The sequence below is a fragment of the Pseudomonas sp. TH21 genome, assembly GCF_016651025.1.
Classification (GTDB): Bacteria; Pseudomonadota; Gammaproteobacteria; order Pseudomonadales; family Pseudomonadaceae; genus Aquipseudomonas; species Aquipseudomonas aylmerensis.
On record NZ_JAEKEQ010000001.1, the window covers coordinates 5241254 to 5257431 of the forward strand.

At 61.1% G+C, this 16178-nt stretch carries 14 protein-coding genes; 4 read left to right on the forward strand and 10 right to left on the reverse strand.

What is annotated here, in order from left to right:
• Positions 1–184: 184 nt before the first annotated feature.
• From JFU04_RS23160 to JFU04_RS23205, 10 genes are all read right to left on the reverse strand, one after another.
• Positions 185–1030 carry a D-hexose-6-phosphate mutarotase gene (locus JFU04_RS23160; protein ID WP_065909008.1) on the reverse strand — a complete coding sequence of 282 codons (846 nt, stop codon included), beginning with the start codon at positions 1028–1030 and terminating at the stop codon, positions 185–187.
• Positions 1031–1181: 151 nt separating this feature from the next.
• Positions 1182–2528, reverse strand: a complete 1347-nt coding sequence (locus JFU04_RS23165; protein WP_106802779.1) for a carbohydrate porin — start codon at positions 2526–2528, stop codon at positions 1182–1184.
• An 85-nt stretch (positions 2529–2613) separates the two neighbouring features.
• Positions 2614–3774: an ABC transporter ATP-binding protein gene (locus tag JFU04_RS23170; protein ID WP_106802778.1), complete on the reverse strand. Its 1161-nt coding sequence runs from the start codon at positions 3772–3774 to the stop codon at positions 2614–2616.
• 2 nt (positions 3775–3776) lie between these two features.
• Positions 3777–4622 (reverse strand): carbohydrate ABC transporter permease, encoded by an 846-nt coding sequence (locus tag JFU04_RS23175; protein WP_065908987.1) that lies wholly within the window; start codon positions 4620–4622, stop codon positions 3777–3779.
• Complete coding sequence (locus tag JFU04_RS23180; protein WP_017253695.1) at positions 4615–5523, reverse strand: carbohydrate ABC transporter permease; 909 nt, start codon at positions 5521–5523, stop codon at positions 4615–4617. Before JFU04_RS23180 ends, JFU04_RS23175 begins: the two co-directional genes overlap by 8 nt.
• A 164-nt stretch (positions 5524–5687) precedes the next feature.
• Positions 5688–6974: an ABC transporter substrate-binding protein gene (locus JFU04_RS23185; RefSeq protein ID WP_065908985.1), complete on the reverse strand. Its 1287-nt coding sequence runs from the start codon at positions 6972–6974 to the stop codon at positions 5688–5690.
• 104 nt (positions 6975–7078) lie between these two features.
• Entirely contained in the window at positions 7079–8338 is a 1260-nt protein-coding gene (locus tag JFU04_RS23190; protein ID WP_201145776.1) for a D-mannose isomerase, read from the reverse strand.
• Between the two features lie 243 nt (positions 8339–8581).
• The gene (locus JFU04_RS23195) at positions 8582–9427 is read right to left on the reverse strand and encodes an ATPase (RefSeq protein ID WP_201145777.1); all 846 of its coding nucleotides are present in this window, start codon (positions 9425–9427) and stop codon (positions 8582–8584) included.
• Between the two features lie 127 nt (positions 9428–9554).
• Positions 9555–10553 (reverse strand): NAD-dependent epimerase/dehydratase family protein, encoded by a 999-nt coding sequence (locus JFU04_RS23200; protein ID WP_106802773.1) that lies wholly within the window; start codon positions 10551–10553, stop codon positions 9555–9557.
• Between the two features lie 98 nt (positions 10554–10651).
• Positions 10652–11548: a LysR family transcriptional regulator ArgP gene (locus JFU04_RS23205; RefSeq protein ID WP_106802772.1), complete on the reverse strand. Its 897-nt coding sequence runs from the start codon at positions 11546–11548 to the stop codon at positions 10652–10654.
• Between the two features lie 99 nt (positions 11549–11647).
• On the opposite strand from JFU04_RS23205, the gene JFU04_RS23210 reads away from it, so the two are divergent.
• From JFU04_RS23210 to JFU04_RS23225, 4 genes are all read left to right on the forward strand, one after another.
• Positions 11648–12049, forward strand: a complete 402-nt coding sequence (locus JFU04_RS23210; protein ID WP_065908968.1) for an ACT domain-containing protein — start codon at positions 11648–11650, stop codon at positions 12047–12049.
• Positions 12050–12054: 5 nt separating this feature from the next.
• A complete protein-coding gene (locus tag JFU04_RS23215; RefSeq protein ID WP_065908966.1) occupies positions 12055–12654 on the forward strand; it encodes a LysE/ArgO family amino acid transporter in 600 nt (199 codons plus the stop codon).
• A gap of 178 nt (positions 12655–12832) precedes the next feature.
• Positions 12833–13429 carry a superoxide dismutase gene (locus JFU04_RS23220; RefSeq protein ID WP_003175739.1) on the forward strand — a complete coding sequence of 199 codons (597 nt, stop codon included), beginning with the start codon at positions 12833–12835 and terminating at the stop codon, positions 13427–13429.
• A 582-nt stretch (positions 13430–14011) separates the two neighbouring features.
• Positions 14012–16063 carry a putative bifunctional diguanylate cyclase/phosphodiesterase gene (locus JFU04_RS23225; RefSeq protein ID WP_201145778.1) on the forward strand — a complete coding sequence of 684 codons (2052 nt, stop codon included), beginning with the start codon at positions 14012–14014 and terminating at the stop codon, positions 16061–16063.
• Positions 16064–16178: the final 115 nt, after the last annotated feature.

Consider the following 16178-nt stretch of genomic DNA (forward strand, 5'->3'; position numbering starts at 1 on the left):
GATCCTTCAGGTAGATCAGGTTCTCAGGTTTCAGGGCCGCTTCGCGCCCCAACGCGGGGCAAGCCCGCTCACCACAACAAGCCCGCTCACCACAAGAAGCCTGTTCACCACTACAAGCACGCTCACCTTAAAAAACCTGTTCACCACAATTAGTCAGCTCACCACAAACACACCCGCACTCACTTCAGGCCCCAGCCCTGGCCTGCAGGCTTAAATGCGCCCGCTCCCCCGGCGCCAGGCTGGCCCCGGCCATTGCCGACTCCACACACACGAACCCCGCCGCCTCGTTGAAGCTCACCCCCAACAGCGGCCGGCTGCCTGGGTGCCACACCACGGTGTCGGCGCTGTCGCCGGTGTCGATGCACAGTTCGCGCTGCCAGGCATGGTCCTTGAGGTGCAATTCGCCCTCGTGCTGGAACACCCGCTGGCATCCGCCCTCCACGCGCAACTCGCCTTCCTGCTGGCACACCTGGCGATTGAGTTGGTCGTAACCGTGCGCGCCGTCGAGCCCAGACAGCGCTATCTCATCGACGTGACCAATACGCCAGTAAGCATGCAAAGCATGGCTCAGCTGGCACGGCAGTTCGTCCTGATGCTCGGTGCTCAGGCGCAGTTCCAGGGTGTCGCCCAGGTGCGCGTGCAGGTCGACCTGCCAGTCGCACAACTGCAATTGCCAGTGCAGGCGCACGCCGTCGTCGTCGGTGCTGCTGTCGAGCAGTTTCCAGTCGATCAACCGCGCCCAGCCATGGGACGGCCACGCGTTCTCACTGGGATGCCGGCCATACCAGGGCCAGCACACCGGCACGCCGCCACGGATGGCACCGACTTGCGGCCACTTGGCCGCGCACCACAGCCAGGGCTTCTGGCCGCGCGGCTGAAAATGTAACAGCTGCGCGCCCTGGCGACTGAACACCGCCTGGCACAGCGGATGGTCGATCACCAACACGTCGCGCATCTGAAAGCGCTCCCAGGCGAACACCGGACGTTCGCGCAGGGATTTGAAAAAACGTTGCAGCGGATGCTCATGCATGTGCCACGGTCCTGAAAATCATGTCTGAAATGCGCCCTTGCCTGTAGGCGCTGGCTTGCCGGCGCCTACAGGTGCCATCTCCCAAAAAAAAGCGGATAGCCATGGCTACCCGCAAAATGCGCACAGAGAGAAGGAGCTTATCGCAACAGCGTTAGAACGTAGACTGGATTTTCAGGCCCGCCACCAGCGCGTTGTCGACTTTGTCCACGCCACCCGGGTGGGCAACGTATTGCAGGTTGGGACGCACGGTCAGCCAGTTGGTCACGTGGAAGCCGTAGTTGATTTCGTAGTTGTACTCGGTGGTCCGCAGTGGCGAGTAACCGGCCTGGCTGTAGTCGGTGAAACCACCGTCTTCGTTCAGCAGCTCGGCGTTTTTCTTCACGTCATTGTTGACGTGCAGACGCGCAGCGCCAATGCCGACGTCATCTTTTGGACGCGCGTCGAATGGGCCCTTGTACACCAGCATGATCGACTGGTAGTTATCGACCAGGTTGGTTTCCTTGTCGTGGAAGGTCGCGTTGGCGGCGATGTTCAGGCCACGGGAGGCGTCGCCGTTATGGGTGGTGAGTTGCTGTTGCGCAACGAACCAGTAGCCTTTCTTGCTGCTGCGAGTACGGTATGGCTGGCCAGTGGTTGCAGCGTCGTTGCCATTGATGTCTTCACGGACATCCGGCGCATCGGCGGCGCTTTTGTAGTAACCCACACGGTATTCGCCCGGCAGGTTATTGACCTTCGGCGACCAGACCAATTCCACCGGAATCACGGTGCCCTTGGTGCCGCTGCCGCTGAGTTTGAAGCCGTTGCCGTGGTCCAGCTGCGATGGGTTCTGGTTGTAGGCACCGATTTGCGCATACAGCTCAGGCGTGATGTTGTACTTCACGCGGATCGCAGCCTGGCTGACGGGCCAGTTGTACCAGGTGTTCACATAGTTACCGACCTGGGAGCCACAGAACGACAGGTTCTGGAAGTCGCATGGGAAGGTGTTGAAGTCTTCGCCTTCACCGAAGTAACCGAGCTTCACATCCAGCTTGTTGTCGAACATCTGGTGCTGGATCCAGAACTGGGTCAGACGCACCATGTGGCCACGGCCATACACTTCTTGAGACGAACTCAAGGTGCCGGCACGCGGATCGCCAATGCGGTCATTGGAGATGTTGTAGCCATTACGATTGGTCAGTTGGATCTTGGCCTGGGTGTTATCCCAGCCCCACAGCTTTTGCAGATCCAGTGCTACGCCCAGACCGAACTGGTCAGCGTAACGGGCAGTTTTGTCGTTGTTGTAGCCACCGTGCAGGTTGCCACCGACTTCCCCTACGTAATCCGCCTTGATGTCGATACCTTGCTCGATCAGCTTGGTACGTTCACCGCCCCAATCACCGGTCATCCACTTGGAATCGGCGCTGAATGCATCGGCCGCCATCGCATTGGCGGACAATACAAGGGCTGCTGCTGCTGACAGTTGGCAGATCAGCCGAGTGTTGTTGTGCTGCTTTTTCATCCCTACATCCTCGTCTTTATTGTTATTAAACTGTTTTTATCTAACGCGGTTTACTTTTTTTAACAAAAACAACAACTTATATTTTTCACCGACCCTTGAACTGGGCCACGTTGTCGGCATGCCCCTGTGCTGGCAACGCAGCAGCAGTGCCCAGGCGCTCGCCCGTCTTGGCATCGAACAGCAATACCTTGGCCGGATCGAATTGCAGGGTCAGGGTCTCGCCCACCTGCGGCGCCACGTCGGGCGCCAGGCGGCAGCAGACCTTGGTGTCATTGAGCTGCACGAACACCAGGGTGTCCGGGCCGGTCGGCTCGGTCACCTGGACTTCGGCACGAATGCTCGAGGCAGCGTCGCCCTCGCCCGCCGCCAACATGATCTGCTCCGGACGCAAGCCCAGGATCACGTCGCGGTCTTCCAGGCCGACATCCGTCACGTTGAGCGCCAGCTCGCAACGGGCCTGGCCGCTGTCGAGCAGGGCTACCAGGCGACCGTCCTTGCGTTGCAGGCGCAGGGGCACGAAGTTCATCGGCGGTGAACCGATGAAGCTCGCCACGAACTGGTTGGCCGGGTTGTTGTAGATCTCTTTCGGCGTGCCGAACTGCTGGATGATGCCGTCCTTCATCACCGCGACCTTGTCGCCCAGGGTCATTGCTTCGATCTGGTCGTGGGTCACGTAGACCGTGGTGGTCTTGAGGCGCTGGTGCATCAGTTTCATTTCGGTGCGCATCTCGACGCGCAGCTTGGCGTCGAGGTTGGACAGCGGTTCGTCGAACAGGTAGATCTTCGGCCGACGCGCCAGGGCACGGCCCATCGCCACGCGCTGTTGCTGGCCGCCGGACAGTTGGCCCGGCTTGCGGTTGAGCAAGTGTTCGATCTGCAGCAGCTTGGCCACGCGCGCCACTTCAGCGTCGATATCCGCCTGGGGCATCTTGCGGATTTTCAGGCCGAACTCGATGTTCTCGCGCACGCTCATGGTCGGGTACAGCGCGTAGGACTGGAACACCATGGCGATGTCGCGATCCTTGGGGCTCATGCCACTCACGTCCTGGTCGCCGATCATGATCGCGCCGCCGGTGATGGTCTCAAGGCCGGCGATGCAGTTCATCAGCGTGGATTTGCCGCAACCCGAAGGGCCGACCAGGATCAGGAATTCGCCTTCCTTGATCGACAGTTCGATGTTCTTCAAGGTGTCGGGCAGGCCGGCGCCATAGGTCTTGTTTACATTGCGAAGTTCAAGCGTAGCCATGATTACCCCTTGACCGCGCCGGCCGTGAGGCCGCGCACGAAATACTTGCCTGCGATCACATAGACCAGCAGGGTCGGCAGCCCGGCGATCATCGCCGCCGCCATATCCACGTTATATTCCTTGGCCCCGGTGCTGGTGTTGACCAGGTTGTTCAGCGCCACCGTGATGGGCTGGGAGTCGCCGCTGGAGAACACCACACCGAACAGGAAGTCGTTCCAGATCTGGGTGAACTGCCAGATCAGGCAGACCATGATGATCGGGGTCGACATCGGCAGAATGATCTGACGGAAGATGGTGAAGAATCCTGCACCATCCAGGCGTGCGGCCTTGATCAACGCATCCGGAATGCTCACGTAGTAGTTACGGAAAAACAGTGTAGTAAACGCCAATCCGTAGACCACGTGGACAAACACCAGGCCGGTGGTAGTGCTGGCCAGGCCCATCTTGCCGAGGGTGAACGACGCCGGCAGCAGCACGGTCTGGAACGGCAGGAAGCAGCCGAACAACAGCAGGCCGAAGAACAGCTGCGAACCCTTGAAGCGCCAGAAGGACAGCACGTAGCCGTTCAACGCTCCGATGGCGGTGGAGATCAGCACGGCAGGCACGGTGATCTTGATCGAGTTCCAGAAGTAACCGTCCACCGTGGCCCAGGCCTTGACCCAGCCGATGCCGGTGACCACGGTCGGCCAGCTCAGCAGGTTGCCGGTGCTGATGTCTTCCGGGGTCTTGAAGCTGGTCAGCAGCATCACCACCAGCGGTACCAGGTACAGCAGCACGGCGAAGATCAGCACCGCGTAGATCGCGATGCGGCTCAGGCTGATGGCAGGTTTGGAAGCGAGACTAGTCATTACGCTTGGTCCTCAGCTCGGAGTAGAGGTAAGGCACGATGATCGCGAGGATCGCACCGAGCATCAGGATTGCACTGGCCGAGCCCATGCCCATCTGGCCGCGGCTGAAGGTGAACGAGTACATGAACATCGCCGGCAGGTCGGACGAGTAGCCCGGGCCGCCGGCCGTCATGGCCGCCACCAGGTCGAAGCTCTTGATCGCAATGTGCGCCAGGATCATCACCGCACTGAAGAACACCGGACGCAGGCTGGGCAGCACCACGCTCCAGTAGATGCGCGGCAGGCTCGCGCCGTCGATCTGCGCGGCACGGATGATCGATTGATCAACGCCGCGCAGGCCGGCGAGGAACATCGCCATGATGAAGCCGGAGGCTTGCCACACGGCCGCGATGACCAGGCAATAGACCACGCGGTCCGGGTCGATCAGCCAGTCCAGGCGGAAGCCTTCCCAGCCCCAGTCACGCAGGAGTTTGTCCAGGCCCATGCCCGGGTTGAGCAGCCATTTCCAGGCGGTACCGGTGACGATCATCGAGAGCGCCATCGGGTACAGGTAGATGGTGCGGATAAAGCCTTCGCGACGGATCTTCTGGTCGAGGAAAATCGCCAGGGTCACGCCGATCACCAGGGTGATGCCGATAAACATCCCGCCGAAAACAGCCAGGTTCTTGCTCGCTACCCACCAGCGGTCGTTGTCGAACAACCGCGCGTATTGCGCAAGGCCCGCCCATTTGTAGCTCGGCAGGAACGTGGAATTGGTGAACGAGAGTACAAACGTCCACAGGATGTAGCCGTAGAAGCCCACCAGCACGATGAACATGCTGGGCGCCAGCACCAGTTTGGGTAGCCAGCGCTGCAGTGCATCGAACGGCGAGGCTTTGCTGAACACAGCAACAGAACTCATGGGGAAATCCAATACAGGGAAAAAGGACTACAGGGTGAGTCTCTTGTCGAGCGCGGTTTGTGTGGGAGCTGGCTTGCCTGCGATAGCATCACTTCGGTGTAACCGATACACCGAGTTGCCTGCATCGCGGGCAAGCCCGACTCCCACAAAACCGCTCCCAGGCGTTACTTGGCTGACTTGATCGCAGCACCCAACTTCTTGGCGGTGTCGGCCGGGTCGGCTTTCGGGTCGTTGATGTAGTTGGTCACGACATCAAAGAACGCGCCTTGCACGGCCAGGGTAGTGGCCATGTTGTGCGCCATGCTTGGCTGCAGGCCGCCGGTCTTGGCGTCTGCCAGGAAGTCCTTGGCAGCGGTCTGGGCGCAGGAGTCGAAGCCGAGCTTGTCCATTTCATTGAGCATGTCGGTACGAACAGGGATCGAGCCCTTGTTGATGCTGAAGACTTTCTGGAAGTTTTCACCCAGCACGACTTTGGCGATGTCCTGCTGGCCGGCAGCAGTGCCTTTGTCTTTCTGCTTGAACACCGCCAGGGAGTCGATGTTGTAGGTGAAGGCCTTGTCGGTGCCTGGGAAGGCTACGCACTCATAGTCCTTGCCGGCGACTTTCTTGGCCGCGGTCCATTCGGACTTGGCCCAGTCACCCATGATCTGCATGCCGGCCTTGCCGTTGATGACCTTGCCCGCCTCCAGGTTCCAGTCCTGGCCTTTGCCGTCGACGTCCATGTAGGTCGCGACTTTCTTCAGCTCGGTCAGGGCCTTGACCATTTCCGGGCCGGTCAGGGCGCCGTTGTCGAGGTCAACCAGGGCTTTCTTGTAGCCATCGGCGCCCATCACCGACAGGACTACCGCTTCGAACACGGTGCTGTCCTGCCACGGTTGGCCACCGTGGGCGAGCGGAATGAAGCCGGCTTTCTTCAGCTTGTCGCCAGCGGCATAGAATTCTTCGAGGGTGGTCGGGTTTTTGGTGATACCGGCTTTCTTGAAGACTTCCGGGTTGATCCACAGCCAGTTCACGCGGTGGATGTTGACCGGGACGGCGACGTAGTCACCTTCGTACTTCACGGTATCGGAGACTTTCTTGTCGAGCAGCGAGTCCCACTTCTCTTCTTTGGCGACGTCTTTGAGCACGTCGGTGTCGAGCAGACCGGTGGAGGCCCATTCCTGGATGTCCGGACCTTTGATCTGGGCGACGCCTGGCGGGTTGCCGGCAACCGCGCGGCTTTTCAGCACGGTCATGGCCGTGGCGCCACCGCCACCTGCAACGGCACCGTCTTTCCAGGTGAAACCGTCTTTCTCGACTTGGGCCTTCAGGACATCTACAGCCGCTTTCTCACCGCCCGAGGTCCACCAATGCACAACTTCAACCGTCCCTTTCGAGTCGGCGGCAAAAGCACTGAGGGGAAACAACGAGGCAACGGAAATAGCTACGGCGAGGCGATTAATCGCGTTCATCTGAGTACCTTTTCTTGTTGTTATGCATGCAAGTCTAGAGCTTGCGCTGCACGGAGTTTAAACATGGATGTTTTAAACGCAGGTAACAAAGGGATGGACAAATGTCACCACTTGGTGACATAGCGCCCAGCCCCGATGGCACTGGCCATGCTTGGCGCCAACGGCAGCGCAGGCAGCAATACCGCTTGCCAGGCATGGTACAGGTCCGGCTTGCCACCCCAGATCGTGCTGCTGGGTTGGTTATGCGGGTTGAGTTCGTGGTGCCAACTGCCGTGGACACGGTCGATGAAGTGGGTTTCGCAAAATTCCCAGAAACGTCGGTACCAGATTTCGTAATGCAGTTCGCCCGTGCGCTTGAGCAAGGCCTGGGCGGCCGCGCTGGCTTCGGCGTGGGTCCAGTGCAGGCGTTCGCGCACCACCGGGCGCAGGTTCCAGTCCAGGGTGTAGACGATGCCCGGCGCGCCATCCACGGCCCAGGCATATTCGCAGGCGCTGGCGAACAGCCCCCTGGCATCGCTCACCAGCCAGTCCGGCGTGGCCAGCTCGGCCAACAGGCGTGCAGCTTCCAGGTGCAGCACCAGCCGCGCCCATTCAAAACCATGGCCGGGAGTGATGCCGTAGGGGCGGAAGCCATCGGCGGGGTTGTCTTCGTTGTAGCCGAGCAACGGTTGCCAATGCGCGTCGAAATGCTCGATGACCATGAACTGGTTACCGGCGGCGTGGGTGTGGATTACCCGCTCGACGATACGCAAGGCGCGGTCGAGCCAGCGGGTGTCGCCGGTGACATCGGCCAGGGCGAGAAAGGCCTCGGTGGCGTGCATGTTGCTGTTGGCGCCGCGGTAGGCTTCGACACCGCTCCAGTCCTGGGCGAAGGACTCGAGCATCACGCCCTCTTCTTCGCTCCAGAAAAACTGCTCGATGATGTGGATCGCGTCGTTCAACAAGGTCTGTGCACCCGGAGCACCGGCCACCACCGCCGAGCTGGCGGCCAGGGCGACAAACGCATGCAGGTAGGCGGCCTTGCCACGGTTGCCATCGAGGGCACCGGGCGCTGCGAACCAGCCACCGTGCTCGCTGTCGCGCAGCGGGCCGCTCAGGGCCGCAACACCGTGCTCGACGAGTTCGGCATAGCCCGGCAGGCCCTGGGCATGGGCCATGGCGAAGCTGTGGGTCATGCGCGCGGTGTTCATTGTTTCGGCGTGGGCGTTGGCCGGCAGTTGGCCGTTGTCGTCCAGGTTGCCAAAACCCTCGGGCAGGCGAGAGGCCTTGGCGAATGTCAGCAGGCGCTGGCCTTCTGCGGCAAGCCAGGCGTGATGGGCAGGTGCATTCAGCCAACTGCTGGCAGGCAGTGGTTGCGTGGTCATGGGTGGCCCTTATTGTTTTTTGTGGGATGACCGGAGTCTAAACAAGGGTGAAGGACGGGCAAGTAACGAAGGGGAAGGGAAATGTCACCAAGTGGTGACATTCACGGAAGTAGCCATCAGCCCAAGCATGGACGGTGGAAACCGGATTGCCTGCAGGGTGGCGGGTCCCTGATGCACCGCCATCGCTGGCACGCCCGTTCCTACAGTTATAACCGCTTCACAACCGACCAGCCCTGGTGGCGTCTACTGGCCCAGCGGTGTGGCAGTCGCCGGCGCGTTGAGGCGCTGGTTCAGGTTCTGCACCTGGCTCTGCAGGGTGGTGATGTTGCGCGTGGTCTGGATGCGGAACACGTCGAACTCTTTATTGGTCGGCGCATCGCTGTTGGCCGGCTGATTGTCCTGGGCACTCTTGAGCACCACCAGGTCCTGCTCGATACGCGCGATGGCGGCGCTCGGGTTGCCCTGCTTTTTCAGCGCCGCGACGTCCGCAGCGAGCTCCTTGATTTCGGCATCACGCTTGCCGGTATCGCCCTGCGCCGCCTTGAGCGTCGCCACGGCATCGGTCAGCGCTTGCACCTGGCCTTGCAGCCGGGTGTTGGCGTTGGACAGGTCGGTGGTGCTCGCGGTCATCTGTGCCAGGCGTTTGTCCAGCTCGGTGGCCTGGCCGGCCACGCCCACTTGCTGCTTGCCCTGCTCCAGCAACTGGGTTTCCAGCTGCTTGATCTGCAATTTGAGCGCTTCGCTGCCGTTGTTCACGCTGGCCTCGCTGGCCACGACCTTGCCGGAAATATCCTGCAGCCGCCCTGCCGCTTCTTCGCTGATGCGCGCAAAGCTTTCCTGGGTGGCGACCAGTTGCTGGCCCATCAATGAGATCTGCTGGAAGCTCCACCACGCCAGGCCGGCGAAGGCGATCAGCAGGGCGCCGATCAATGCCCACAACGGGCCGGTGCTGGCGCTCTTGACCTTGACCACGGGCGTGTTGCGCGAACGCACCGAGGTGGCGGGAGTCGGTTCGAAATCATCGTCATCCCCGTGATCGGCCCGCAGGCTGGGAACGTTGTCGAAGTCGTCGTTGGCATCGTTGCGCATGAATCAACCCTGAATCGGTGAGGTGGCTAGCGGGGGAGCCGAGCGTGGGGAGTATAAACCGCAGGCCCGCCGCACTGATCGACCCGGAACCACGAATTCGGTTCCCGATGTGTTGCTGGTTGTGAGCTTACTTCAACCCCGGTTCCTGGGCCTTCCACCAACTGCAGAACTCGTCGAGGGCAGTCCACAGGCTGACCTTGGGCTCGTAGTCCAGATAATGCCTGGCGCGGCTGATGTCGAGGGTGAAATCTTTGTTCATGACCTGCATGCCCAAGCGCGACAACGCCGGTTCCGGTCGACCCGGCCACATCGCGCAGAAGGCTTCATTGAGCGCGGCGACGCTGTAGGACAGGCCGTAGGAGCGATAACGCGTCACTTGGGGCAACTGCATTTGGCGCATGACGTAATTCACCACATCCCACACCGGCACCGGAGCGCCGTTGCTGATGTTGTAGGCCCTGCCCAACGCCGAACCGGGCGCGAGCAAACTGCCAAGCAGCGCTTCGTTGAGGTTGTGTACGCTGGTGAAATCGACCTTGTTGAGGCCGTCGCCGACGATGGCCAGGCGGTTCTTGCGCTGCATTTTCAGCAGGCGCGGGAAAATGCTCATGTCGCCGGCGCCGGTCACAAAACGCGGGCGCAGCGCGATGACTTCGAGGCCGAACTCCTGGGCACCGAAGACTTTTTGCTCCGCCAGGTATTTGGTCGCGGCATACGGATGCTTGAAGCGCTTGGGCACCTGCTCTTCGGTCAGCCCGAGATGGTCGCGCCCATCGAAGTAGATCGACGGCGAGGACAGGTGCACCAGGCGCCCGACCTGTTGCTTGAGGCACGCCTCGACCACGTTTTCCGTGACCAGCACATTGCCCTGGTGAAAATCCTGATATTTGCCCCACAGCCCGACGGCGCCGGCGCAATGCACCACGGCTTCGACATCGCGGCACAGGTCGCGCACCAGGTCGGCATCATTCAAATCACCCTGGATAAACTCGGCGCCGCGCCTGACCAGGTGTTCCACACCCTCGGCGCGTCGCCCGTTGACCCGCACGTCCAGGCCCTGCTCCAGGGCGAAACGCGCAAAGCGCCCGCCGATGAAGCCGCTTGCGCCGGTGACCAGAACTTTCATGGAGCCTCCTACGGATGCAACTGCAAGCTTCAAGCTATCAGTTGCAAATTAAATACGATCTGCAAGCTTTTCTCTTGCAGCTTGCAACTTGACGCCAGCTACTGCTGATAGGGCACCAACCATTGCCCACATGCCTGGGCCAGATGGTCAGTCAGCAGGCCCAACAGCTGCCCGCCACTGCGCCAATGATGCCAGTACAACGGCACATCAATGGGCTTATCTGGCAACAACTCCACCAGCACGCCCCGTTCCAACTGGTCGCGCACCTGCAATTCCGGCACCAGGCCCCAGCCAAGCCCGGCTTCAGTGAGGCGGATAAAGCCTTCGGACGACGGGCATAAATGGTGTTCGAAACCGCCGTCCACACCGAGGGACGCCAGGTAGCGATGCTGCAAAAAATCATCCGGGCCAAACACCAGCGCGGGCGTGCGCGCCAACTGGTCGGCGCGTACGCCCGTAGGAAAATGCCGCGCAATAAATGCCGGGCTGGCCAACGCCCGATAGCGCATGGCACCGAGCAACAGGCTGCGCGCACCGGCCACCGGGCGCTCGCTGGCGCAGATGCAGGCGGCCACTTCGCCGGCCCGCATGCGCTTGAGGCCGACGGTCTGGTCTTCCACCACCAGGTCCAGCAACAAGTGCTGCTCGGCACAAAACCCGCTGACCGCCTCGGCCCACCAGGTGGCCAGGCTGTCGGCGTTCAGCGCGATACGCAGACGTTCGGGCATGCCCTCCTCGTCCAGCGCCGGCACCTGGCTCTGCAGATCGCGCTCAAGCAGCCGCACCTGCTGCACATGGTTGAGCAGCCGCCGCCCGACATCCGTGGGCGTCGGCGGCGTGGCCCGTACCAGCACCGGCTGGCCGATGCGTGCCTCAAGCAATTTGATCCGCTGGGAAATCGCCGACTGCGAGAGCCCCAGCACTTGCGCGCCGCGCTCGAAGCCGGCCTGTTCCACCACCGCCGCCAGGGCGGAGAGCAATTTATAGTCGAACATCAGTTTCTCTAATGAGCGATCAGCAATATTGGTTTTTCTTATACAGCCTGCGCCATGAGAATAGCCAGCATCGCTTCTCTCTTTATAAGGAAACCTCCCATGGCCGGCGAAACCGCCCTGGCAACACTGTTGCGCAGCATGAGCCCGCACCTGAACGAGGGTGACTACGTGTTCTGCACCCTGCCCGATCACCGCATCCCGGCGGGTTGCGAGGTGATTGGCAGCTTCCGCGAGCAGGAAGGCCTGACGCTGATCCTGGAACGCCAGCAGGCCGAAACGGCTGGATTGGCCTTCGACTATGTGGCGGCATGGATCACCTTGAATGTGCACTCGGCGCTCGAAGCCGTGGGCCTGACCGCCGCGTTTGCCAGCGCCCTGGGCAAGGCCGGGATCAGTTGCAACGTGATTGCCGGCTACTACCACGATCACCTGTTTGTCGGCCGCGCGGATGCCGAGCGCGCCATGAATGTACTGCGCCAGTTGGCGACGGACGCGGAGTAAAGCGTATGTGGCAAAGCTATCTGAATGGCCTGTTGGTGGCGCTCGGCCTGATCATGGCGATCGGGACGCAGAACGCCTTTGTCCTCGCGCAAAGCCTGCGCCGCGAACATCACCTGCCCGTGGCAGCGCTCTGCATCGTGTGCGATGCCATCCTGGTTGCGGCCGGTGTCTTCGGCCTGGCCACGGTGCTCGCGCAAAACCCGCTGCTGCTGGCCATCGCCCGCTGGGGCGGCGCGGCATTCCTGTTGTGGTACGGCACATTGGCGCTGCGTCGGGCGTTTTCCAGGCAAAGCCTGGAGCAAGGCAATCACGTCAAGATGCGCTCGTTACGCGCGGTATTGCTCAGCGCCCTGGCCGTGACATTGCTCAACCCCCACGTGTACCTGGACACGGTGCTGCTGATCGGCTCATTGGGCGCTCAACAAACCGAACCGGGCGCCTACGTGGCCGGCGCCGCCAGTGCTTCATTCCTGTGGTTCGCCACGCTGGCACTCGGCGCGGCCTGGTTGGCGCCCTGGCTGGCACGCCCGGCGACGTGGCGTCTGCTGGACCTGTTGGTAGCGGTGATGATGTTCAGCGTGGCCTACCAATTGATCAGCGCTTGAGGAATATTCCAAAACGCTCTGGAACCTCTATCCCACACAGTTGTTGCGTGGTTTTGCCGCACCCCCGGTGCTATGATCCGGACCCTGCGCCGCAAAGAGTACAAACTCCCCGGCGCTTGTTTGGCCGCCCGTGATCGGCCTTGCGCTCACCGCAACTGACCTGATTAGGAGAATCATCATGGCTTTCGAATTGCCGCCGCTGCCCTACGCACACGATGCCCTGCAGCCGCACATCTCCAAGGAAACCTTGGAATACCACCACGACAAGCACCACAACACCTATGTCGTGAACCTGAACAACCTGGTGCCTGGCACCGAGTTCGAAGGCAAGACCCTGGAAGAGATCGTCAAATCCTCTTCGGGCGGCATCTTCAACAACGCCGCTCAGGTCTGGAACCACACCTTCTACTGGAACTGCCTGGCGCCAAACGCCGGTGGCCAACCGACCGGCGCACTGGCTGAAGCCATCAACGCAGCCTTCGGTTCGTTCGACAAGTTCAAGGAAGAGTTCACCAAGACGTCCGTCGGCACCTTCGGTTCCGGTTGGGGCTGGCTGGTGAAAAAGGCTGACGGTTCCCTGGCCCTGGCCAGCACCATCGGCGCCGGCAACCCGCTGACCAACGGCGACACCCCGCTGCTGACCTGCGACGTCTGGGAACACGCCTACTACATCGACTACCGCAACGTGCGTCCGAAGTATGTGGAAGCGTTCTGGAACCTGGTCAACTGGAAGTTCGTGGCTGAGCAGTTCGAAGGCAAGACCTTCACTGCCTAAGCAACCCTTGCAGTAGAAAAAGCCCGGCCCTGTGCCGGGCTTTTTTGTGGCCGTTGGTTCAAGCGCAAGGGCAGGCAAAGCCCCATGGAACTCAACGACACGCAATGACCACCCAGGCGGCAGGAGGAATGTCCCTCTTGATTGATGTTGGAGAGTGTAATCATGGCAATCGCAGGAGCAGGTGCAGCAGCATTGGCGGCCCCACTAATCGCAACCGTAGCCCCGATGGCAATAGACCTGGGTACGAAAGCCGTGGGAATGGCAATGAACTCAGTCTCGTCGCTGGCTCAATCCATGACAGACGCCCAAAAAGACAACCCAAACCAGGTACCAGCCGGGTAAAGGCCGCAGCACTCGCTTCCCTGGGATTCCAGGGAGGCGAAAAACGCAGCCCCTCCCCGTCCCCGTCACTCGCCTGATTGACCGCCTTCCATTTCCCCTCGCACCCGCCAACATCCCCCGCCCCAGGCTCCCCTAACGCCGCAAAGTACCGTCAGCCGCAATGTCCCTTTGACTGCCCTCACGGGATTGCCAATACTCATGGCATATTGAGGCCACCCGCATGGAACAAGGAATGACCCTTTGAAGCTGGAACTCAAGAACAGCTTGTCGGTGAAGTTGCTACGGGTTGTGCTGCTGTCGGCATTGATCGTGGGCGTGGCGCTGAGCGTGGCGCAGATCGTTTTCGATGCCTACAAGACGCGCCAGGCCGTGGCCGGCGATGCCCAGCGCATCCTCGACATGTTTCGCGACCCCTCGACGCAGGCCGTCTACAGCCTGGACCGCGAGATGGGCATGCAGGTCATCGAGGGGCTGTTCCAGGACGACGCGGTGCGCATGGCGTCCATCGGCCACCCCAACGAAACCATGCTGGCCGAAAAGAGCCGCGCCCTGCAGCACGCCCCCAGCCGCTGGCTGACCGACCTGATCCTGGGCCAGGAACGCACCTTCACCACGCCCCTGGTCGGCAAAGGCCCCTACAGCGAGTATTACGGCGACCTCAGTATCACCCTCGACACCGCCACCTATGGCCAGGGGTTTATCGTCAATTCGGTGATCATCTTCATTTCCGGGGTGCTGCGCGCCCTGGCCATGGGCCTGGTGCTGTACCTGGTCTATCACTGGCTGCTGACCAAGCCGTTGTCGCGGATTATCGAACACCTGACCTCGATCAACCCCGACCGGCCCAGCGAGCACAAGATCCCGCAGCTCAAGGGCCATGAGCGCAACGAACTGGGGCTGTGGATCAATACCGCCAACCAATTGCTCGAATCCATCGAACGCAATACCCACCTGCGCCATGAAGCGGAAAGCAGCCTGCTGCGCATGGCCCAGTACGACTTCCTCACCGGCCTGCCGAATCGCCAGAAACTGCAGGAGCAACTGGACAAAATCCTGATCGACGCCGGTCGTCGCCAACGCCGCGTGGCGGTGTTATGCGTGGGCCTCGATGACTTCAAAAGCATCAACGAACAGTTCACCTATCAGGCCGGCGACAAATTGCTGCTGGCCCTGGCTGACCGCCTGCGCGCCCACAGCGGCCGACTCGGCGCCCTGGCTCGACTGGGTGGCGACCAGTTCGCCCTGGTGCAGGCCGATATCGACCAGCCCTACGAAGCCGCGGAGCTGGCGCAAAGTATCCTCGATGACCTGGAGGCGGAATTCGCCCTCGATCACGAGGAAATCCGCCTGCGCGCCACCATTGGTATCACGTTGTTCCCAGAAGATGGCGACAGCACCGAGAAGTTACTGCAGAAAGCCGAACAGACCATGACCCTGGCCAAGAGCCGTTCGCGCAACCGCTATCAGTTCTATATCGCCAGCGTCGACAGTGAAATGCGCCGCCGCCGCGAGCTGGAGAAAGACCTGCGCGACGCCCTCAGTCGCGACCAGTTTCACCTGGTGTACCAGCCGCAGATCAGCTACCGCGACCACCGCGTGGTCGGCGTGGAAGCACTGCTCCGCTGGCAACACCCGGAACACGGCCTGGTCCCGCCCGACCTGTTTATCCCGCTGGCGGAGCAGAACGGCACCATCATCCCGATTGGTGAATGGGTGCTGGACCAGGCCTGCCGCCAGCTGCGCGAATGGCACGACCTGGGCTTTGTCGGCCTGCGCATGGCGGTCAACCTGTCCACCGTGCAGTTGCACCACGCCGAGCTGCCACGGGTGGTCAACAACCTGATGCAGATCTACCGCCTGCCGCCGCGCAGCCTGGAACTGGAAGTCACCGAGACCGGCCTGATGGAAGATATCAGCACTGCCGCCCAGCACTTGCTGAGCCTGCGCCGTTCCGGGGCGTTGATTGCGATTGATGACTTCGGCACCGGCTATTCATCCCTGAGCTACCTCAAGAGCCTGCCGCTGGACAAAATCAAGATCGACAAGAGCTTCGTCCAGGACCTGCTGGACGATGACGATGACGCCACCATCGTGCGGGCCATCATCCAGTTGGGCAAAAGCCTGGGCATGCAAGTGATCGCCGAAGGCGTGGAAACCGCCGAGCAGGAGGCCTACATCATCTCCGAAGGCTGCCATGAAGGTCAGGGCTATCACTACAGCAAACCCTTGCAGGCCCGGGAGTTGGCGGCTTTTTTGAAGCAGTCCGAGCGTAATAGCGAAGTGATTCTCTGAGCGCTCAAATCGATACTAAATATTTCCCGCGTATAACCCTTTACACAAAATGCAAATCTTTCGCATTATGTCGCAGCTTTTTTGCGCTCCCCCGCGCGCCCTATCAACAACCGAA